Consider the following 20,026-nt stretch of genomic DNA (forward strand, 5'->3'; position numbering starts at 1 on the left):
GCACAGCATCCTGACAAGCGCCCAGGGGAACAGTCTCCCCCTGGGCGCCAGTCCCCTACCCACTACTCCGGCGGCCAGCCGCGCAGGCGGCAGAAGAGGCTCAGGGCGTCTCGCAGGCCCTGGGCCGCCCTGCCCTTGCGTTGCCGCCGACGTCGGTCGGTTTCGCTGCAGGAATAGCCCTGGCCGAGCACGTCCATGACCATGTCGTGGTCGAGCCCTTCCTGACGACAGGCCCGGCTCCAGCGCAGGTAATCCTCCACCAATTCCTGCGGGTAGTCTGGCTCCTGGGGCGTGCCGTCGAGCCGCGGCCGGCCGATGGCGCTGGCCTGCATGCCGATGCCCCGGGACAGGATGGAAAAGCCGGCTTCCAGCCGCAAAGCTGCGCGCTGCTGCCCCGCTCCCAGTGATCCCCAGAGCCGCGCGTCCAGCACACGGCGTTCGACGGACTGGCGCTCTTCGCGCACCACGCTCATTTCGTCCGCCGTCTCGAGCCAGCGGTCCAGCAGAATGTCCACACGCTCGGTCGGACTGTGGCGCCGCTGCAGCGCGAGCGCGTCCTGCCCTCTTTCGCCCCTGCCGGGGTCGCCACGACCGCGCCCCCGCTTCATGCCGAGCCTCCTTTCACCGTCGTTGCGACCGGACGGGCGCGCCAGCGTCGCCGCCGCGACTTGGCCGGCTGGCCGTGGCGCCAGCCCAACCGAAACGCCAGACTGCCAACTTGGGGCAGAGGATCGCCGGCACCGCGTGCCAGGCGGCCGCAAAGGTACTCCTGGCCCTCTCGGCAGCCCTCCGGAGCCAGCCCCAAGGCAGATCGCACGGACTCGGGGCTCATCCGCTCCCAGTCCACGCCGGGATGCAGTCGGGCGGCCATGGCGTGCAGGCTTTCCCGCACCTCCTCCTCTGCCTCGTTGTCGAGTGGATCAGGTCTCTCAACTGGTTCCCTGACCGATTCCTGCTTTTCCTTGCGCTGGGCCGCCATCGCCTGCCTCCCTCTCGGCTTGCCTATCGACCCGGGAAGTATGTTCGGTGTTTGTTCTCTTTTCAACTATTTTTCTTGTTGTTCGCTACATTCCTTGTTGCCCGATCCAGAGCGTTATGGCAAAGTGCGGCCATGGATACGCTGGCTCAGACTCTACGGCGCTGGCGCCGCTCGGCCGGGCTGTCACAGCCGCAGCTCGCAGCACGCCTCGGCGTGTCGCAGCAGGCGGTGCAGCAGCTCGAGGCCGGCAGCATCCGCAACCCGCGCTACCTTCTGCGACTGGCCGAGGTGATGGGCGCCGACCCCAAGGCTCTGGCCGAGGGCCGCTACCAGCCCGCCGCAACCGAGGCGGCGGAGCCGCTGGCCGGCGGGGCTCTGCTCAACGCCCGCGACCTGCCGGTCTTTGCCAGCGCCCAGGCCGGTCCCGACGGCATGGTGGTCACCTTCGACCCCATCGAGTGGATCCAACGCCCCGCCCCTCTGGCCACCGTGCGCGACGCCTTCGCCATGTACGTGGTCAACGATTCCATGGAGCCGCGCTATCGCCAGGGCGACCTGCTGCTGATCCATCCGCAGCGGCCGGTGCGTCCCGGGCGCGACGTGCTGGTCATCGTGGCGGCCGAGGACGGCGAGCATCGCGCCTGGGTGAAGGAACTGGTCAGCCTCGACGCCGGGCGGCTACGCCTGCGCCAACTCAATCCCGCGCAGGAGTTCGAGATCGCCCGCAGCCAGGTGAACGACCTGCACCTGGTGGTGGGCGTCTACTACAACGGATAAACAATTTTTCTTGTTACAATGGGATGGCTCATGCTGCGCCCGGAGCGCCGTCCCGGTAGAAGTCGCGCCCCTTGTCGTCGATCACCAGGAAGGCCGGCAAGTCGACGACCTCGATCCGGCGCACCGCCTCCATCCCCAACTCTTCCATGTCCAACGTTTCCACCGAACGGATGTGGTCGCGCGCGATGGCCGCAGCCGCGCCGCCGATGGTGCCGAGGTAGAAACCGCCGTGGCGCGCGCAGGCTTCGGCCGCCGCCGCACTCCGATTGCCCTTGCCGAGGCTGATTGGCCAGGCGCCGGCGGCGAGAAAGGCCTCCATGTAGCCGTCCATGCGCGCGGCCGTGGTCGGTCCGAAGGCGCCGCTGACCATGCCCTCAGGTGTCTTGGCCGGGCCGGCGTAGTAAACGGGATGGTCGCGCACATAGTCCGGCAGGGGCTCTCCCGCCGCGAGACGCGCGGCCAGCGCCGCATGGGCCTTGTCCCGTGCCACCACCAAAGGACCGGTGAGCGAGAGCCGTGTGCCCACGGGCAAGGTGGAAAGCTGACGCCGAATGGCCGCCATGGGCTGGGTGAGATCAATGGAAACCGCCGGCGCGACGCGCTCATCCAACTCCGGCAGGAAGCGTTCCGGATGAGCTTCCAGGCGCTCCAGAAAGACGCCCTCCGCCGTGATCCTTGCCGCCGCCTGCCGGTCGGCGGAGCAGGACACCCCCAGCCCGACCGGCAGCGAGCCGGCGTGACGCGGCAGTCGGATCACCCGCACGTCATGGCAGAAGTACCTGCCGCCGAACTGCGCGCCGATCCCCAGTTCGCGTGTGATCGCCAGCACCTCGGCCTCGAGCGCCCGGTCGCGAAAAGCCCGACCACTGGCATCGCCGCTCTCCGGCAAGTTATCCAGCGCCCGGCAGCTCGCCAACTTGACGGTCTTGAGGGTCTGTTCGGCCGACAGTCCCCCGATCACCAGGGCCAGGTGATAGGGCGGACAGGCCGCAGCGCCTAGGGTCGCCACCTTCTCCGCCAGAAAGGCCCGCAGGCGCTCGGGCGAAAGCAGCGCGGTGTTCTGCTGGAAGAGGAAGGTCTTGTTGGCGCTGCCTCCGCCTTTGGCGACGAACAGCAGGCGATAGTCGCTGCCCGGTCCGGCGGCGACCTCGATCTGAGCCGGCAGGTTGCTGCCGGTGTTGCGCTCCTCATAGAGGGAGAGCGGTGCGAGCTGGCTGAAGCGCAGATTGCGAGTGGCATAGGTGCGCGCAATGCCGTCCGAGAAAGCGGCGGCGTCCTCCCCGCCGGTCAGCACCCCCTCCCCCTTCTCGCCGATGACGATGGCGGTGCCGGTATCCTGGCAGAGCGGCAAGGCGCCGGCGGCGGCGATCACCGCATTGTGCAGCAGGGCCCTGGCCACGCTGCGGTCGTTGTCGCTGGCCTCCGGGTCGTCGAGGATGGCGCGCAACTGGGCCAGATGGCTGGGACGCAGCTGATGCGCCATGCGGGAAAAGGCCTCCGCCGCCAGGTCGGCCAGGGCTTCCCGCGGTACGATCAGCCAATCGCGGCCCCGCCAGCGCTCGCGCACCACGCCTCCGTCGCCCAGGCGCTCGTAGTCCGTGCGATCGGGCCCGTGCTGGAAAAGCGGCGCATAGTCAGCCTCGGCCATGAGTGCCATCTCCCTTTCAGGCGGGACATGCGGGATAGCGATGAGAACTATGTCTACTCTATAGCCCTCTATACCCCTCCAAAATAGGCTAAGGGGAAGGCTGAGCTGCCTGATAGCCACCAGATGTCCGCTTCGCGCGCCCATATAGGACGTGGGGACCAATTCTGCCGCGTCTTGAAAGCCGACATTCCAGAACGCTCAATAGCCAGCGCAAGGGATAGTCGCCGCATGACGGAAGTACCGGAGGCGGTTCCGAGCGCGCAGCGCCTATAGCCCGGTTCGGCGTGCCGGACGCACCTTCACCGATCAGACGATGCCCGTACTATGCCTGCGCCCGAACAAGCAATGCCTGCTCGATTTCCTGATGAATATCGAACTGGACCTCGGCTTCGACTTGAAGCGTCACGGCTATGGCATACAGGATATCTTCATCCTGATTCAGCCCGCCACCGGATGCGTCACGGCACTGCACCCGGATCGGGATGTCGGCGTCATCACCGAATTCGGGTATCGTCTGGATTCTGTTCTTCAGCCGCTTGGACCATACTGATCCGCGCTTGATGATGTTCGCATCAAGCCCGTCGGGGGTCATGTCGAAACCCCACCTGTCGTCGTCTTCATCGGCGTCGTTGACCGCTACGGCTTCCAACGCAGCCAGCCGGTATTGAGCGCGCGAAGGATTGACCGGTGAAAACCAGGCGAGGGTCACGCGCATGGAACGGGGAAGCTTCTCTCCCGACAGTGATGGCGGTACGGGCATCCTAAAAACCTGCGCACCATTCTTGCGGATCGATCCCAGGCCGACCATCGTCACGCCTGCCTCAGGAGACTCCTGCATCAATCCGCCGTCCAAATAACCGTGCCCAAAATGGCGGCAGACTTCCTCCTTTGCGCGAAGATGTTGGCTGCTTCCTAGCCGAGTTTTCTCTTCATCATAGAGATCGAGCGCATCCTGGGGCCATCTGGCGGCATTCACCGCCAACGCCCGGGTCAGAAGTGCGTTCTGCTGACGGGACAGTTCCAGTCCCTCATAGGGGCCATCTTCTCCCGTGAGCGCTGCGGCTGCGCGTAATAGCGAACGGGTGACTAGGGCAGCCGCAGGACTCGTGCCGCGGGATTTTTGCGTCGCGTCTTGTCCTGGCGGTGACGCTGCAACCAAACCGGTCCGACTGGACTGCATGCCCCGCAAGCTGACATCTGTCCCTTGGGGCATAGCGCGCACTTCAAGGCACCCGCCCGCCTCAACGAGATCGGGCTTGATGGACCGGCGGGAGCCCAGCCCAAGCGCGCTGGTCATCTGCGGCACGAACTCGCCGTCCTCCTCCAGTTCTAGAATGCCGGCCTGCTGCGGAGGCGTTTGATTAACGTGATCAAGCGACAATGCGCCCACGGTCAGGCCGTTCAATGACTCCGCCGGCGCCAGAAGCGTGCGGTTGAAAATGCCATCGCGCATTGCCTCGCGAACTGTAGCCCGGCGGGCAGCGATCGTGGCGTTCTCGAAATCCATCGCAGTCGTCCCGGGAAGGGCGAGATTGCCGACATTGCCTGCCGAAATAACAAACAACAGTCCTTCCTTCGCCGCCCACCAGTCCATCAGCCGCGCGAGCGCGCTGATGCGGCCGGAGAAGTGACTGTCGCGGACCCCGATCGAGAAATTGACGACAAAGACGTCCGGTGCCGCCGGCTCGTCGGTGCCGATCAGCCGCATCAGAGTAGTGTGCACCATATCGACGAAGAGGCGGTTCCCCGCAGTTTCAGCGCCATCCTGCTGGTCGATCAAAACCGGTACGCTAATGAGCCGCGAATCTGTTAGAGGCGTGCCGTCGGCCTGGAGATCGCCGCGCAGGATCAGCGAAGCCATCGCGGTAGCGTGATAACGCTGGGCCACCGGCGACAACCTTACCAGGTCGTGAATATCTTCGATGACGACACCGCCATCGAGGGACCGATGGGCCGCTACAGGTGTGCCGTCGAGAAGCGCGGCGCGGATCGGCGCGTCGGGATCGAATGCGCCTTCAACGACGCGATCCTCTCCTGCGGCGTCGGCACCATCCGGTATGGCCTGGCCGATAGTCTGTGGCAGGATGAACTGTACGCCTTCAAGGGTGGCTAGACCGTTGATATCGGCAGGATCGGCCAGCATCTCGCGCACGGCAATGCAAGGCAGTTCAACGAGAAGCGCTTCATAGATAAAGCCATCTTCGGAAATCGAGCTGCGATCCAAGATCGAGCCTTCCCGTGCGGCCACCCGTTGTTCCAGCTCGCTGCGCCAGCTTGCCCGCTTCGCGGCGCTCACGGTCGGCCAGATTTCAAACTCGATGGAGATTGGATCTTCGTCCAGCCGGAAGGCGAGCCGATCTTCGATAACAGCGCGCGCCGTGTCGCCAAGCCGGTCCTGCGGCCCCCACGGGCGCAATTCGAGGAGCAGGTCGAAGACGTTCCACCAGGGGCCGGCGCCATGCGGCGCGTTTTCTCCCCGCTGGTGAGCCTTCCACAGCGACAGCATCTGCTGGAATGACTCAACGGTGGGAATGGTCGCATATAATGTGCGCGCCAGTCTCGCTGCGTCTCCCGCCGGCTGAAAACCGTCCGGATAGTCCTCCAAGGACCCTAGCTCCTCTTCGGAGAAGACTTCGAGCCCGGCCTCGCGCGCTACTTTGGCGAAATTTGAAACACTGCCAGCCGTCACGAAAACGAGCGCGCGCTCCGGCGCAATGCCGGCAGGGTCCTGACGAAGCGCGACCAGCGGGTCGTCGCCGGCAAGCGTCGCGCTGAGTCTGTCGAAAGTAGCCTGAAAGCGCTCGCCCTGCCGGGCCCGCCCGGGTCCCGATGGTCTCGGGGGGACACGTGGACTTCCTGTAGGACGAGTAGCATTCACCGGATCAGGAAACTGGAGGATCGGTCGTTCCACCATCTATGCCCCCTGTCTCCCGCATGCCGGAACGTGCACGGAAAGCTTTGACGCGATCATCTAATATATATCGGAGTTCACGAGCGCCCTGAGACAAAGCTATTCTCCGCCTCACATCAAGAAAAAAAGCCTCCGCCTCTGAAAAGCTGACAGGATTGACCGACTCGCATAAGCGTTTGGCGGTATATCCCGGCTGACCGTTCAGCGTATCGAGTTGGTCATCGAAATACTTGATCATTTCCTTGACGGATGGAGCATCGAGGTTCAGCCGCAGTTCAAATCGACGCCAGGTGGCGCGATCCAACAATTCGGGGTGATTCGTTGCCCCGACCAGTACGCAATAAGGAGGCAGGTCATCGATCTGAAGCAGGAGCGTCGTGATGACCCGCTTGATCTCGCCGGTCTCGTGGATATCGCCCCGTTCCTTGCCGATGGCGTCGAACTCATCGAAAAAGAGGACGCAGGGTTCCGTCCGGGCGAAATCGAACAGCCGGCGTAGGCGTTGCGCCGTTTCGCCGAGATAGCTTGTCACGACCGCGTCATAGCGAACCGTGAAGAGCGGCAAGGCCAACTCGTAAGCTATCGCTTCCGCAAGCGAGGTTTTCCCGTTCCCAGGGGGGCCGGCCAGAAGCAACCGATGGCGGGGCTCCAGACCGTGCACCCGCAGGACATCGGCCCTGCGCTGCTCTTCGATCAGCTCGTCACAAGCTTTGCGGATAGCCTCGTCAAGATATAGAGCTGACAGAGGGCGCCGGGGCTCGGTGCGTTGAATGCCGCCCGAGCCGTCGCGAACCCGGATGCCCGGCGCCTGTCCGTTCCGCTGCGTTGGTTGCGGTGTATCAAGGACGCGCGCTATGCGCTCTGCGACGCCGGAATGTTTCTTCGACCGCTCGTCCGCGGCGATGGCTTCGGCGACAGCGCGCGCATCGGCAACGTCACCGCGGACGCTGGCCTTGACGAGATTGATCATGAGGTCGCTGCGCGCCATTTAGTTCCGTGCCCTACGAACAACAGCACTACAAAGATTCGCACCGTATATGTTGGTTTTGGCACGGATTCAGGTACTATGCCAACCGGAAAACGCATTTCTGCCCCGGGGAGCGGTATGTCCGTTCGATAGTTGGTCGGCTGTCAGACGGTTGATCTGCCGGAACAGCCGTCTCCGAGAAGCTCGCCGGAAACGAGTTCGACCAAACGGGAAATCATCCGTGGAATGGCAGCTTCAGCCAAAGGCATTCCAGTAGCGGCCCAATCCGGTCATGCCCAAGCAAGAACAAAGCGGGCCGTGGGTGATATCGGCGGTTACACCGGTAGGACTTCCCACCTGGCTGGGCATGTGAGAACCCTCTCTGCAGGCCAATCGCGGCGTGGCGATCTATCTGATTGATATTAAAGAAAATATCCGCTCAATTTGTGCGGTAATCGGCGGCAAATGGCGGGTCGCGTGGTTGTCAGAACAGCCTGTCTAAAGGAAGCTACGCCGCCCGTGCCTGGGGAACCAGTCTGGGCCGGACCTGGCAAGAAGGGAAAACCATGCCGCGCGATCTCGAAGGCCTGCTCGTCGTTGCCCTGGAACAGGCCGTCGCCGCCCCCTACTGCTCCTCGCGCCTGGCCGACGCGGGCGCCCGGGTCATCAAGCTGGAGCGACCCGAGGGGGATTTCGCCCGGCGCTATGATCGCCATGTCAGGGGCGAGAGCGCCTACTTCGTCTGGCTGAACCGGGGCAAGGAATCCTGCCGGGTCGACCTCAAGCAAGCGGACGACCTCGCTCTCGTCCGCAAGCTGATCGCGCGCGCCGACGTCTTCATCCAGAACCTGGCCCCGGGCGCCACCACCCGCCTGGGCCTGGGCAGCGCCGCGCTGCGCAACGCCCATCCGCGGCTCATCACCTGCGACATCTCCGGCTACGGCGATAGTGGACCGCTGGCGCATCTCAAGGCCTACGATCTCCTGGTGCAGGCGGAGTCGGGCCTGGCCGAGTTGACCGGCTCACCGGCCGAGCCGGGGCGGGTCGCGGTTTCGGTCTGCGACATTGCCTGCGGCATGTACGCCCACCAAGCGGTGCTTCAGGCCCTCTTCGCCCGCGAACGCAGTGGCCAGGGGCGCGGCATTCAGGTCTCGCTGTTCCACGCCATGGCCGATTGGATGAACGTGCCCTACCTGCAGCACGTCTACGGCGGCATCATTCCCGAGCGACCGGGCCTGAACCATCCCACGATTGCCCCCTACGGCCTCTATCGCTGCGGAGACGCGCAGGGAATCCTGCTCTCGATCCAGAACGAGCGCGAATGGCTGGCCTTCTGCGAACAGGTGCTCAGCCGGCCGGAGCTGGCCGGCGATCCGCGCTTTGCCAGCGGTCCCGATCGGGTCACCAACCGCCCGGCACTCAACGCCGAGATCGATGCTGTCTTCGCCACGCTGTCCCGGCCCGAGGTGATCGCGCGGCTGGAGGGCGCGCGCATCGCCTATGGCCGCCTCTCCACCCTGCCCGACCTCGCCGCCCACCCGCAAAACCGCTACGTGCAGGTCGCCACCAGCGGCGGTGACGTGCAACTCCTGGCGCCGCCTCCAGTGGTTCCGGGCATGGAGGAAGACCGCCTCGGGGCCGTGCCGGCCTTGGGCGAGCATGACGAAGCGGTCCGTGCGGAGTTTGCCGGTGACGGCCAGCAGCACGGTAGCTGAGGGCGGCACCGCGGGCCGGCTGCTCCACGGCCTGGACCGGAGCATCGCCGCCCTGGCGACGCTCTGCCTGTCGGGGCTCATCCTCATCCTGCTGGCCAATGTCACCGGGCGCTACCTCCTGGGCACCTCCCTGGTCTGGGCGCAGGAAGCAGCAATCTGGCTGTTCATCTACATAATCTTTCTGGGATTGCCGCTGGCGCTCAGGGCGCGCCAGCACATCGCACTCACCCTGCTGCGCGACCGCTTGCCGCCGGCGTGGCAACCGGCGCTCGCCATTCTGATCGACGGGATCGTTGCCTACGTCACCCTCATGCTGCTGATTGCGGGCCTGGAGCTGATGCAGCGTATCGGCGGCACCAGTCCGGCGCTGCTGCTGCCGGTCTGGCTCAAGTTCCTCTTCATCCCGCTGAGCTGTCTCGCCAGCCTGCTCTGCATCGCGCTGGCCGGCTTCGAGCGGGGCATCGCCCGCTGGCAGGGACCGCTCAGCCTGCTGCTGGGCGCGCTGCTCTATCTGCTGCTGCATCACGTCGAAGCGGTGAGCCTGCCGGCAGCCTCGGTCAGCCTGGTCATGGGCCTGGGCTTTCTCGCCACCCTGCTCCTGGGTGTGCCGGTGGCCTTCGCGCTGCTGTTCGGGGTGTTCCTTTCCGGCGTCGCCCTGCCGTTGCTGCCGCCGCCGGCGCTGGTGCAGAACCTGGTCAACGGCGCTGGCAAGTTCCTGCTGCTTGCCGTGCCGCTCTTCCTGACGGCCGGCACGCTGATGAACGCCGGGGGCCTCACCCGCCGCCTGATGGACTTCGCCTTCAGCCTGGTGGGGCATCTGCGCGGCGGCCATGGGCAGGTGAGCGTGGTCTCCAGCCTGCTCTACGGCGGCATCTCGGGCTCCTCCTATTCGGAAGCCTCGCTCAGCGCCAAGCTGCTGGCCCCGCAGATGATTCGCCACGGCTACTCGCCGCCCCTGGCCTGCGCCATCACGGCCGCCTCCGGGGTGCTGCCCAACATCGTGCCGCCCTCGGTGGCGCTGTTAATCCTGGCGGCTGCGGGCAACCTTTCCGTGGGCGCGCTCTGGCTTGCCGGCATCGGTCCGGGACTTCTGCTTGCACTCTGCCTGATGCTCGCCGTCCACCTTCTGGCCCGGCGGCAGGGACAGGCCCCGGCCGGGGCGCGAGCCGACGGCGCCACCCGGCTGCGCCACGGGCTTCACGCCGCCCCGGTGCTCTTCCTCGCGGTGGTGATCATCGGCGGCATCCGGATCGGCGCGGTGACACCGACCGAGGCGGGCGTGCTGGCCGTTACCTATGCCCTGCTGCTCGGCCTCTTCATCTACCGCGCCTACGGCCTGCGTGGCCTCTGGGACAGTCTGGAGCGCTCGGCCCAGGAAAGCGCGCTGATCGGCCTGCTGATCGGCGCCGCCGCACCCTTCGCCTTCATCCTGGCCGCCGAGCAGGTGCCGCAGGATCTGGTGCGCAGCCTGACCGGCCTCACCGAGAATCCCTGGTTGATCCTGCTGCTCGCCAACCTGCTGCTGCTTCTGTTCGGCATGATCCTGGACATCGGAGCCGCGATTTTGATCCTGGCACCGCTGCTCCTGCCGGTGGCCGTGGCAGTGGGAATCGATCCGATCCACTTCGGCCTGGTGATCGTCGTCAACCTGATGCTCGGCGGTCTGACCCCGCCGGTGGGCATGCTGGCCTTCATCGCAGCCACCGTCACGGAAACGCCGGTGCACAAGGTGTTCCGCGCCCTGCTGCCGCTGTTGGCCGCATTGCTGATCGGGCTCGCCATCGTGACCTATGTCCCGGCGGTGTCCATTGGCCTGCTGGAGCTTATTCGTTAGGCTTGGGCGAAATAGGGAATTGGGGAACAAGGAGTTTTTCATGCGCTTGCACCAGCTGCCAGCCTTGCTGCTGGCCGGCCTCTTGGTTGCTGCGGCCGGCACCGCCGAGGCCCAGCGTCCGGTCACCATTGCCTCGCTGTTGGGACCGGACAAACCGGAGACGCTGGTCTGGACCTACATCGAGGAGCGGCTGGAGGAGCGGCTTCCGGGCGCCTTCGATCTGCGCATCGCCACCGACTCCTCCCTGGGCGGTGAGCGCGAGGTGGCGGAAGGGGCCCGCCTCGGCTCCATCCACGGCAGCCTGTCCACGCTTGCTAACATGAGCGCCTGGGTTCCCGAGGGGCAGGTCTTCGACATGCCCTTCGTGTTCCGCGACGCCGAGCATGTGGATCAGGTCATGAAGGGCCCCATCGGCGATGAGTTCCGCGAACTCTATCGCGAACAGGGCTTCCGTGTGCTGGGCTATGTGAACTACGGCGCCCGCCACCTCCTGGCCAAGGAGCCGCTGGACAGCCCCGAGGACGTGGCCGGGCAGAGCATCCGGGTGATTCAGAGCCCGCTGCACACCCAGCTCTGGGAGAGCCTGGACGCCAACCCGACGCCGATTCCCATTCCCGAAGTTTACAACGCCTTGCAGACCGGCGTTGTCGACATGATGGACCTTACCAAGTCCGCCACTGTCGGCTTCCGCCTGCACGAGGTGGTGCCCTATGTGGTGGAAACCGGCCACATCTGGGCGCTCGGCATTCTCTTCCTGGCGGAAGACTTCTACCAGAGCCTGACCCCGGAGCAGCAGGAGGCCTTCGTGGAAATCGGCGCCGAGGCGGCGGACCATTTCAATGCGCTGATGGCTGAGGATCACGCCAGCTCCATGGCCCTGGCCGAGAGCGAAGGCGCCCAGGTGGTGCCGGTGGACCGTGCCGCCTGGCAGCAGGCCATCCAGCCCTTCTGGGAGAGCTACGCGCCGGAAGTGGGCGGCATGGAGCGCATCGAGGCCATCGTCGCCACCGAGTGACTGGGGTTGGACTGCGCGGCACCCGCTCCGTCAAGTCTCGAGCAAGCGACGGCGCCTGGCAGCAAAATCTTCGGCGATCAGGCCGTAGAGCACATGGTCTTGCCAGCGCCCGGCGATGCGCAGATAGCCGCGCGCCATGCCCTCCTCGCGAAAGCCGAGCTTCATCAGCAACGCGCGGCTGGCCGCATTGTGCGGCAGGCAGGCCGCCTCGGCCCGATGCAGCCCCAGCGGACCGAAGGCGAAATCCAGCAGAGCGAACAGCGCCTCGCTCATATAGCCCTGGCCCGCATAAGGCTCGCCCATCCAGTAGCCCAGGCTGCCGGTCTGGGCCACGCCGCGACGGAGATTCCCCAGGGTGATGCCGCCGAGCAGTTCCCGATCGTCGCGCCGGAAAATGAACAGCGTGTAGCCCCAGCCCTCGCGCTGGTCCCGCTCGTAGTGGCGCAGGCGCCAGCGCCAGGCGCGGCGGCTCAAGGCATCCGCCGGCCAGGTGGGCTCCCAGGGTTCGAGGAAGGCACGGCTGCGCTCGCGCAGGATCGCCCAGGCGTCGTAGTCGCGGGCCTGGGGCGGGCGTAGCAGCACGCGCTTGTGCGTCAGGACCGGTCCGGCTGCCCCACCCAGGAGTAGCGGGCGCAGCACCACATGACCTCTCAGACAGCGGCCCGAGCCGCCTGTGGCGCCGCGAAGCGCTCACAGACCTGCTCGAAGGACTCGACCCCGCTGAGCGGCCCGAGGGCAACCAAGGTCGGACGGCTGGCAAGCAGGCGTCGGGCAACCCGGGAAATATCCGCCTGGTCCACGGCCTCCACCTTGGCAAGGATCTCCTCGGCCGAAAGCGGACGGCCATGCACGAGAATTTGATTGGCCAGATGCTCGACGCGGTTCTCGTTGCGCTCCCGCCCCATGGCGATGCTCGCGCGCAGCTGGGCCTTGGCGCGCGCCAGTTCGGCGTCGCTCAGCCCCTCTTCCGCCACCCGCTGCCACTCGTCGCAGAGCACGGGCAGAAGCTCGCGCGCCTCACGCTCGCCGGTGCCGGCATAGACACCGAAGATTCCGCTGTCCACCTGTGCCGCGGCGAAGGAGAAGACAGAGTAGACCAGCCCGCGGCGCTCGCGCAGCTCCTGGAAGAGGCGCGAGGACATGCCGCCGCCGAAGGCGGTCGAGAAGGCGGCACAGGCGTGATAGTCGGAATCGCGAAAGCCGATGCCGTCGAAGCCAAGGATCAGATGCACCTGCTCCAGCTCACGGGCCTCGCGGTAGTCACCGCCGCGGTAATGCGGCTGGTCGATCGCCGCGCGACTCTCGCGCTGCAGGCCGGAGAAGTGGCGCTCCGCCAGGTCGACCAGGCGCGCATGCTCCACCGCGCCGGCTGCTGCGAGCACGATGCAGTCTCCGCCGTAGTTGGCCTGCTGGAAACCGCGCACGGCCTCGCGGTCCAGCCGAGCCACGATGTCCGGCCGGCCGAGCACCGGTCGCCCGACGCCTTGATCCGGGAAGGCGGTTTCCTGAAAGTGGTCGAAAATGATGTCGTCGGGCGTATCGGCCGCCTGCCCGATCTCCTGCAACACCACCTGGCGCTCGCGCTCCAGCTCCGCGTCCTCAAAGAGAGAGTTCTGCAGAATGTCGGCGATGAGCTCCAGGCCCAGCGGCAGGTCTTCGGTCAGCACCTTGGCATGATAGGCGGTGATCTCGCGGCCCGTATAGGCGTTGAGGTGACCACCCACCGCCTCAATCTGCTCGGCGATGTCCTGCGCCGAGCGGCTGGGGGTGCCCTTGAAGAGCATGTGCTCCAGCAGGTGCGCCACACCGTTGGTCTGCGGCGTCTCGTGCCGGGTGCCGACGCCGATCCACACGCCCAGCGACACAGACTGGGCTTCCGCCATGCTGTCGCTGGCGACCGTCAGCCCATTGGCGAGCCGCGTAACCTCCACCGTCATGCCGCCTCCGTCTGCACGCGTGCGCGCGCGCCGATGAAGGCCTTGAGCTGCGCCTCGTCGGCGGGCACGACCGTCAGGCACTCCGGACGCTCATGCAGGTCCGCCAAGCGCGGCGGCAGGGCCGGCCGCTGGCCGATGGCGCGCTCCACGGCATCGGGGAACTTGGCTGGATGGGCAGTGGCCAGGGTGATCATCGGCACCGCCGGATCGCCCCGTCTCTCCCGCGCGGCCGCCAGACCGACAGCGCTGTGCGGATCGAGCACCGCGCCACAGGCCGCATAGCAGCGCGCGATCTCCGCCACGGTCCCCGCGTCGTCGAGCCTGTAGCCATCAAAGCCGGCGCGCACCTGCTCCATGACCGAATCCGGCAGGGCGAAACGCCCCTCGCGCCGGAAAGTGGTCAAGGTTTCGGCCACCGCAGCCCCCTGCCCGTCCAGCAGCTCGAACAGCAGCCGCTCGAAGTTGCTCGACACCTGGATGTCCATCGAGGGCGAGAGCGTCGGCACCACGGTTTCAATCGCCATTTCTCCGCGCTCGAAGAAGCGGGCCAGGATGTCGTTGCTGTTGGAGGCGACCACCAGCCGCTCCATCGGCAGCCCCATGCAGCGCGCGGCGTGACCGGCGAAGACATTGCCGAAGTTGCCCGTGGGCACGGCAAAGGCTACCCGCCGCTCCGGCGCGCCCAAAGCCACCGCCGAGGCCACGTAGTAGACGATCTGGGCCATGACCCGGGCCCAGTTGATCGAGTTGACCGCCGAGAGGTGCAGACCGTCGCGGAAACCATGGTCGTTGAAGCAGGCCTTCACCAGATCCTGGCAGTCGTCGAAGGTGCCGCGGACCGCCAGATTGTGGACGTTGTCGGCCTGCACCGTGGTCATCTGCCGGCGCTGTACCTCGGAGACACGGCCCTCGGGGTGCAGCATGAAGAGATCGACGCGGCTGCGCCCGGCAAAGGCCTCTACGGCCGCCGCGCCGGTATCGCCCGACGTGGCGCCCAGAATGGTCACCCGCTCATCCCGGGCTTCCAGCACCGCATCGAAAATGCGGCCCAGGAACTGCATGGCCACGTCCTTGAAGGCCAGCGTGGGCCCGTGGAACAGTTCCAGCAGCCATTCATTGGCGTCCAGCTGACGCAGCGGGGTCACCGCGCTGTGCTCAAAGCCGGCGTAAGCCTCGGCCACCAACTGGTCGAAGCGATCCTCGACCGCGGAACCCGCCACGAAAGGGCGCATCACTTCCGCGGCAAGCTGCGGATAGGACAGTCCGGCAAGGCTGCGCAGGCGGTCCGGCGTCAACGCGGGCCAGCTTTCCGGCAGATAGAGGCCGCCATCGCGCGCCAGACCGGCCAACAACACCTCGTCGAAACCCAACGCCGGCGCCTGGCCGCGGGTGGAGATATAACGCATGCTTGATTTATCCGTGCCGGGAGCGTGATCCGCCCGGCCCGCTTGACCTGAAGGGAACATCGAACTCCGTTGTATCCTGTCTCATCCCGCCGGCAAGGGCCGAAACCCGGCCAGACAGGCTCCATAAGGCGGCACTCTAGTCCTGCCTCCGCGGACGAACAAGGCAGCGGTGACACGCCATTGGGATTGATCCTGGCCCGCTGGCCCCTCACCTTTGCAGGAATCGGCGGCGCGCCCCAGGCAGCGCTTCAGGACCGGGCCAGGACCGGGGAGGCAAGCAGGAGGGTCACTTTCCATGACAGCAGACAGTCCCAGTATCACCTTTCCCGATGGCACCAGCGTTCCGAAACTCGGCCTTGGCACCTGGGGCATGGGCGAACGCTCGCAGGAGCGCGCCCGCGAGGTCCGGGCGCTGCAAGCCGGACTGGACCGCGGCCTGACGCTCGTCGACACCGCGGAGATGTATGGCTCCGGCGGCGCCGAAGAGGTGGTGGGCGAAGCCATTACCGGCCGACGGGACTCGGTGTTCCTGGTCACCAAGGTGCTGCCGCACAACGCCAGCCGCGAGGGCACCCGGCGCGCCTGCGAAGCGAGCCTGCGCCGCATGGGCACGGATCGGCTCGATCTCTACCTGCTGCACTGGCGCGGCAGCTGGCCGCTGGAGGAAACGCTGGAGGCCTTCGCGGCGTTGCAGGCAGAGGGCAAGATCCGCGCCTGGGGCGTGAGCAATCTCGACATGGAGGACTGCCAGGAGCTCGACGCGCTTCCGGGCAGCGAGGGCCTGGCCACCAATCAGCTGCTCTATAATCTCTCGCGCCGCGGCATCGAGGCCGACCTGCTGCCCTGGTGCCAGGCGCGCGGCGTGCCGGTGATGGCCTATTCACCCATCGAACAGGGGCGGCTGCTGCGCCAACGCCCCCTGAAGCGCATCGCACAGCGCCACGAGGCGACGGCGGCCCAGATCGCCCTTGCCTGGCTGCTGCGTCAGGAGGGGGTGCTTCCCATCCCAAAGGCCAGCGATCTGGGCCACCTGGAGGAGAACATTGCGGCCTTGTCGGAGGAGTTGACGCAAGAGGATCTCGAGGAGCTGGACCAGGGCTTTCCACCGCCCGACGGCCCGCAGCCGCTGGACATCCTCTAGGCACAAGAGACAGGACGGAGTTCACCGACGTTTCACGAACAGCAAGCGGGGGATGAGGGATATGGGCGATGTCAGCCGAGGCATTCTTGTCGCAGCCATAGTCGGGGTGGCGAGTTTCGCCGGCGCGGTGTTGCAATCGGATAGAGCAGCCGCGGCCGGCGGCGACGGGGAACTGACCATCGGCATCACCCAGTTTCCCGGCACGCTGCACCCCAACATCGATGCCATGGCCGCGAAGTACTACGTGCTCGCCATGACCAACCGCCCGCTCAGTCACTTCGATCACGACTGGGAACCGAGCTGCATGCTCTGCACCGAGCTGCCGACCCTGGAGAACGGCCTGGTCGAGCGTGAGGCCCTGCCCGACGGCGGCGAGGGATTGGCCATCACGTTGGAGCTGCATCCCGAGGCGACTTGGGGCGACGGCACCCCGGTGACCACCGAGGACGTGGTCTTCACCTGGGAGGTGGGGCGCCACTCGGGCTCCGGCATCTCCAACGCAGAGCTCTATCGCCGGCTGCTGGAGGTGCGCGTGCATGACGAAAAGCGCTTCACCTTCCTGACCGACCGCGTGACGTTTCAGTACAACGTCTTTGCCGACTTCCGTCTGCTGCCGGCCCACATCGAGCGACCGATATTCGAGGCCGCTCCCGACGCCTATCGCAACCGCACCGCCTTCGATGCCGATCCCACCAATCCTGCGCTTTCCTGGGGCCCCTACCGCATCACCGACATCACGCCGGGCGCCGAGATCTCCCTGGAACTGAACGAAACCTGGTACGGACAGCCGCCGGCCTTCGATCGCATCACCGTACGCGCCATCGAGAACAGCGCCGCCCTGGAGGCCAACCTGCTCTCCGGCTCGATCGACATGATCGCCGGCGAACTGGGGCTGGAGGTGGACCAGGCCATGGCGCTGGAGCCGCGACTGGGCGGGAACTACCAGGTGGAATACGTGCCCGGCCTCTTCTACGAGCACATCGACCTGCTGCTCGACAATCCGATCCTGGCCGATCGCTCGGTGCGACAGGCCCTGCTCTATGCCGTCGACCGGGAGGCAGTCTCCGAGCGGCTGTTCGGCGGTCACAATCCGGTCGCCCACAGCAGCGTCTCGCCCCTGGACCGTGTCCACACTGAAGACATCCAGCACTACGCCTACGACCCGGAGCGTGCCGGGGCATTGCTCGACGAGGCCGGCTGGTCGGAGCTGCGCGACGGCGTGCGGCACAATGCCGAGGGCGAGGCGCTGCGGCTCGATTTCATGACCACCGCCGGCAACCGCACCCGCGAGCTGCTGCAGCAGGTGCTCCAAAGCCAGTGGCGCGAGGTGGGGATCGACGCGCGCATTCGCAACGAGACGCCGCGGGTCTTCTTCGGCCAGACCCTGGACCGCCGCAACTACGGCGCCATGGCGCTCTTCGCCTGGCTTTCCTCGCCCGAAAACGTGCCCCGCACCACGCTGCATTCCGAAGAGATCCCCGCGGCCGACAATGGCTGGACCGGACAGAACTACCCCGGCTTCAGTGACCCACGGGTGGACGAACTGATCGACCGCATCGAGGTGGAACTCGACCCGGAAGCCCGGCTGGAGCTGTGGCACGAGCTGCAGGCCATCTACGCCGAGGAGCTGCCCGCCCTGCCGCTCTTCTGGCGGGCCCAGCCCTTCATCGTGCCGGACTGGCTGGCCGGACTGCACCCGACCGGGCATATGCTCGCCTCCAGCAACTGGGTCGAGGAGTGGCATCGCCGTGACTGAGCTGTGATGGCGCCGGCCGCAAAGATCGAGATCCCATGAGCCGCTTCCTGCTGCAGCGCCTGCTCGAATCCCTGCTGGTGCTCGCGCTCATGTCCTTCCTGGTCTATCTGCTGATCGGGCTGATGCCGGGCGACCCGATCGACATCATGATCTCCGGCGATCCCAACATGAGCGCGGCCGACGCCGAGCGCCTGCGCGCCGTCTACGGCCTGGACCAACCGCTGCTCGCCCGCTACTGGGCCTGGCTGACCTCCGTCCTGTCGGGCGACCTGGGCTACTCGCGCCTCTTCAACCGCCCGGTGGAGACAATTCTGTTGCCGCGCCTGGGCAACACCCTGTTGCTGATGGGCGCCGCCCTGCTGCTGGCACTGATCGTTGCGCTCCCTCTGGGCGTCGCGGCTGCGCGGCGGCCCGGCAGCCTCCTGGATGTCAGCGTCAATCTCGGCGCCTTCGCCGGCGCCTCGCTGCCGCCCTTCTGGCTGGCCATCCTGCTGATCCTGCTTTTTGCCGTGTACCTCGGCTGGCTACCGGCCGGCGGCATGGGGGACGGCAGCTTGGCGGAGCGCCTGCGCCACATGATCCTGCCGGTCGTGGCGCTCTCGGTTGCCAGCGTCGCGGGCCTGCTGCGCCACATCCGCGCCGCCCTGCGCGAAGCCCTGCGCCAGGACTATGTGCGCACTGCCCGGGCCAAGGGCCTCTCCGACCGCCAGGTCGTCTATCGCCACGCCCTGCGCAACGCCATGATCCCGGTGGTGACCATCCTGGCGCTGGACCTGGGCATGCTGTTCAGCGGCGCGCTGATCACCGAGACGGTCTTCGGCTGGCTCGGCATGGGCAAGACCATTTACGACGCCATCATGGGCAATGACTACAACCTCGCCCTCATCGGTCTGCTGCTGGCCACGGGTACGGTGCTGCTGGCCAATCTATTGGCCGATCTCGTCTATGCCTGGCTCGACCCGAGGATCGAGTATCGATGAGCGACAGCCACGGTCTCGCCGCAGAGAGACGCGCCGCGCTTGCCCCCTCGGCCTCGCCACGGCGACTGGCCTGGCAGCGGTTCTTGCGCCATCCGGCGGCGCTGCCCTCCCTGGTCCTGCTGCTGCTCCTGACGCTCGGTGCCCTGGCGGCGCCGCTGGTAGAGCAGATCCTGGGGGTGGATGCGACACGCGCCGACCTGCTCGGCCGCTATGAGGTGCCCTCGGCCGGACACCCGCTGGGCAAGGACGAACTGGGTCGCGACCTGCTGGTGCGTCTGCTCTACGGCGGGCGCATCTCGCTTGCCGTCGGGCTGGCCGCCGCCCTGGCCGCCATGGTAATCGGCAGCCTGTTGGGCCTCCTGGCCGGCTACTTCGGCGGCCGCCTCGATGCCCTGCTGATGCGCCTGGCCGACACGGTCATCGCCCTGCCCCTGCTGCCGCTGCTGATCGTGCTGGCCGCCGTCGACTTCACCAAGCTGGGACTGCCGGAATCCGCCGCCCGTTCGGAGATGGCGAGCTTCTGGCAGATCGTCATCCTGATCAGCCTCTTCGGCTGGACGACGGTGGCGCGCCTCGTGCGCGGTGCGGTGATGAGCCTGAAGCGCCGCGAGTTCGTGCGCGCGGCCGAAGCCCTCGGCGCCGGGCCCTGGCGCATCATGCTGCGCCACCTGCTGCCGAACGCCGTCTCGCCGATCCTGGTGGCGACCACACTGTCCATCGGCAACGTGATCCTGCTGGAATCGGTGCTGTCCTTCCTCGGACTGGGCATCCAGCCACCACTGCCCAGTTGGGGCAACATGCTGAGCGGTGCCCAGGAAACCCTCTGGGCCGCGCCCCGCCTGGCGGTGCTGCCGGGGCTGCTGATCTTCGTGACGGTGATCGCCTTCAATTTCCTCGGCGATGCTTTGCAGGATGCCTTCGATCCCCGGGCCTCCATCACGCAGCGGTGAGGCGGCCCGG

Annotated in this window: 16 protein-coding genes; 8 read left to right on the forward strand and 8 right to left on the reverse strand. The window is 66.5% G+C overall.

The genetic code is table 11. The annotated features are described in order from the left end of the window. Positions 1 to 62: 62 nt before the first annotated feature. On the reverse strand, positions 63 to 608 hold the full coding sequence (locus tag ABZ720_RS10325) for a hypothetical protein (RefSeq protein WP_366555436.1): 546 nt from the start codon (positions 606 to 608) through the stop codon (positions 63 to 65). Then, complete coding sequence (locus tag ABZ720_RS10330) at positions 605 to 979, reverse strand: hypothetical protein (RefSeq protein ID WP_366555437.1); 375 nt, start codon at positions 977 to 979, stop codon at positions 605 to 607. Before ABZ720_RS10330 ends, ABZ720_RS10325 begins: the two co-directional genes overlap by 4 nt. A gap of 132 nt (positions 980 to 1,111) precedes the next feature. Between ABZ720_RS10330 and ABZ720_RS10335 the strand changes: the two genes are divergently transcribed. After that, the gene (locus tag ABZ720_RS10335; protein WP_366555438.1) at positions 1,112 to 1,756 is read left to right on the forward strand and encodes an XRE family transcriptional regulator; all 645 of its coding nucleotides are present in this window, start codon (positions 1,112 to 1,114) and stop codon (positions 1,754 to 1,756) included. 28 nt (positions 1,757 to 1,784) lie between these two features. On the opposite strand, the gene ABZ720_RS10340 is transcribed toward ABZ720_RS10335, so the two are convergent. The 3 genes from ABZ720_RS10340 to ABZ720_RS10350 form a co-directional block, all read right to left on the reverse strand. Beyond that, entirely contained in the window at positions 1,785 to 3,404 is a 1,620-nt protein-coding gene (locus tag ABZ720_RS10340) for a FumA C-terminus/TtdB family hydratase beta subunit (RefSeq protein ID WP_366555439.1), read from the reverse strand. A gap of 322 nt (positions 3,405 to 3,726) precedes the next feature. Then, on the reverse strand, positions 3,727 to 6,009 hold the full coding sequence (locus ABZ720_RS10345) for a S8 family serine peptidase (protein ID WP_366555440.1): 2,283 nt from the start codon (positions 6,007 to 6,009) through the stop codon (positions 3,727 to 3,729). A gap of 277 nt (positions 6,010 to 6,286) precedes the next feature. Then, a complete protein-coding gene (locus ABZ720_RS10350; RefSeq protein ID WP_366555441.1) occupies positions 6,287 to 7,303 on the reverse strand; it encodes an AAA family ATPase in 1,017 nt (338 codons plus the stop codon). A gap of 545 nt (positions 7,304 to 7,848) precedes the next feature. Here ABZ720_RS10350 and ABZ720_RS10355 point away from each other — a divergent pair. The 3 genes from ABZ720_RS10355 to ABZ720_RS10365 are packed head-to-tail and all read left to right on the forward strand — an operon-like array spanning position 7,849 to position 11,846. Beyond that, positions 7,849 to 8,997, forward strand: coding sequence for a CaiB/BaiF CoA transferase family protein (locus tag ABZ720_RS10355; RefSeq protein WP_366555442.1), 1,149 nt, complete (start codon positions 7,849 to 7,851; stop codon positions 8,995 to 8,997). Further along, the gene (locus tag ABZ720_RS10360; RefSeq protein ID WP_366555443.1) at positions 8,972 to 10,831 is read left to right on the forward strand and encodes a TRAP transporter large permease; all 1,860 of its coding nucleotides are present in this window, start codon (positions 8,972 to 8,974) and stop codon (positions 10,829 to 10,831) included. The genes ABZ720_RS10355 and ABZ720_RS10360 overlap by 26 nt, the downstream gene beginning before the upstream one ends. A 40-nt stretch (positions 10,832 to 10,871) precedes the next feature. After that, positions 10,872 to 11,846, forward strand: coding sequence for a TRAP transporter substrate-binding protein (locus ABZ720_RS10365; RefSeq protein WP_366555444.1), 975 nt, complete (start codon positions 10,872 to 10,874; stop codon positions 11,844 to 11,846). Between the two features lie 30 nt (positions 11,847 to 11,876). Here ABZ720_RS10365 and ABZ720_RS10370 read toward each other — a convergent pair whose 3' ends face one another. From ABZ720_RS10370 to thrC, 3 genes are read right to left on the reverse strand one after another with little or no spacing between them, the layout of a single operon-like run. Beyond that, entirely contained in the window at positions 11,877 to 12,485 is a 609-nt protein-coding gene (locus ABZ720_RS10370; RefSeq protein WP_366555445.1) for a GNAT family N-acetyltransferase, read from the reverse strand. Positions 12,486 to 12,496: 11 nt separating this feature from the next. Then, positions 12,497 to 13,783 carry a M16 family metallopeptidase gene (locus tag ABZ720_RS10375; protein ID WP_366555446.1) on the reverse strand — a complete coding sequence of 429 codons (1,287 nt, stop codon included), beginning with the start codon at positions 13,781 to 13,783 and terminating at the stop codon, positions 12,497 to 12,499. Next, positions 13,780 to 15,189: a threonine synthase gene (thrC, locus tag ABZ720_RS10380; protein ID WP_366555447.1), complete on the reverse strand. Its 1,410-nt coding sequence runs from the start codon at positions 15,187 to 15,189 to the stop codon at positions 13,780 to 13,782. Before thrC ends, ABZ720_RS10375 begins: the two co-directional genes overlap by 4 nt. A gap of 295 nt (positions 15,190 to 15,484) precedes the next feature. On the opposite strand from thrC, the gene ABZ720_RS10385 reads away from it, so the two are divergent. From ABZ720_RS10385 to ABZ720_RS10400, 4 genes are all read left to right on the forward strand, one after another. Then, entirely contained in the window at positions 15,485 to 16,330 is an 846-nt protein-coding gene (locus ABZ720_RS10385; protein WP_366555448.1) for an aldo/keto reductase, read from the forward strand. Between the two features lie 61 nt (positions 16,331 to 16,391). Further along, the gene (locus tag ABZ720_RS10390; protein ID WP_366555449.1) at positions 16,392 to 18,086 is read left to right on the forward strand and encodes a peptide ABC transporter substrate-binding protein; all 1,695 of its coding nucleotides are present in this window, start codon (positions 16,392 to 16,394) and stop codon (positions 18,084 to 18,086) included. A 35-nt stretch (positions 18,087 to 18,121) separates the two neighbouring features. After that, positions 18,122 to 19,066, forward strand: coding sequence for an ABC transporter permease (locus ABZ720_RS10395; RefSeq protein ID WP_366555450.1), 945 nt, complete (start codon positions 18,122 to 18,124; stop codon positions 19,064 to 19,066). Continuing rightward, positions 19,063 to 20,016, forward strand: a complete 954-nt coding sequence (locus ABZ720_RS10400) for an ABC transporter permease (RefSeq protein ID WP_366555451.1) — start codon at positions 19,063 to 19,065, stop codon at positions 20,014 to 20,016. The genes ABZ720_RS10395 and ABZ720_RS10400 overlap by 4 nt, the downstream gene beginning before the upstream one ends. The last annotated feature ends 10 nt before the right edge of the window (positions 20,017 to 20,026 follow it).

It is taken from the genome of Aquibaculum sediminis, from assembly GCF_040712085.1.
GTDB lineage: Bacteria > Pseudomonadota > Alphaproteobacteria > Kiloniellales > DSM-21159 > Aquibaculum > Aquibaculum sediminis.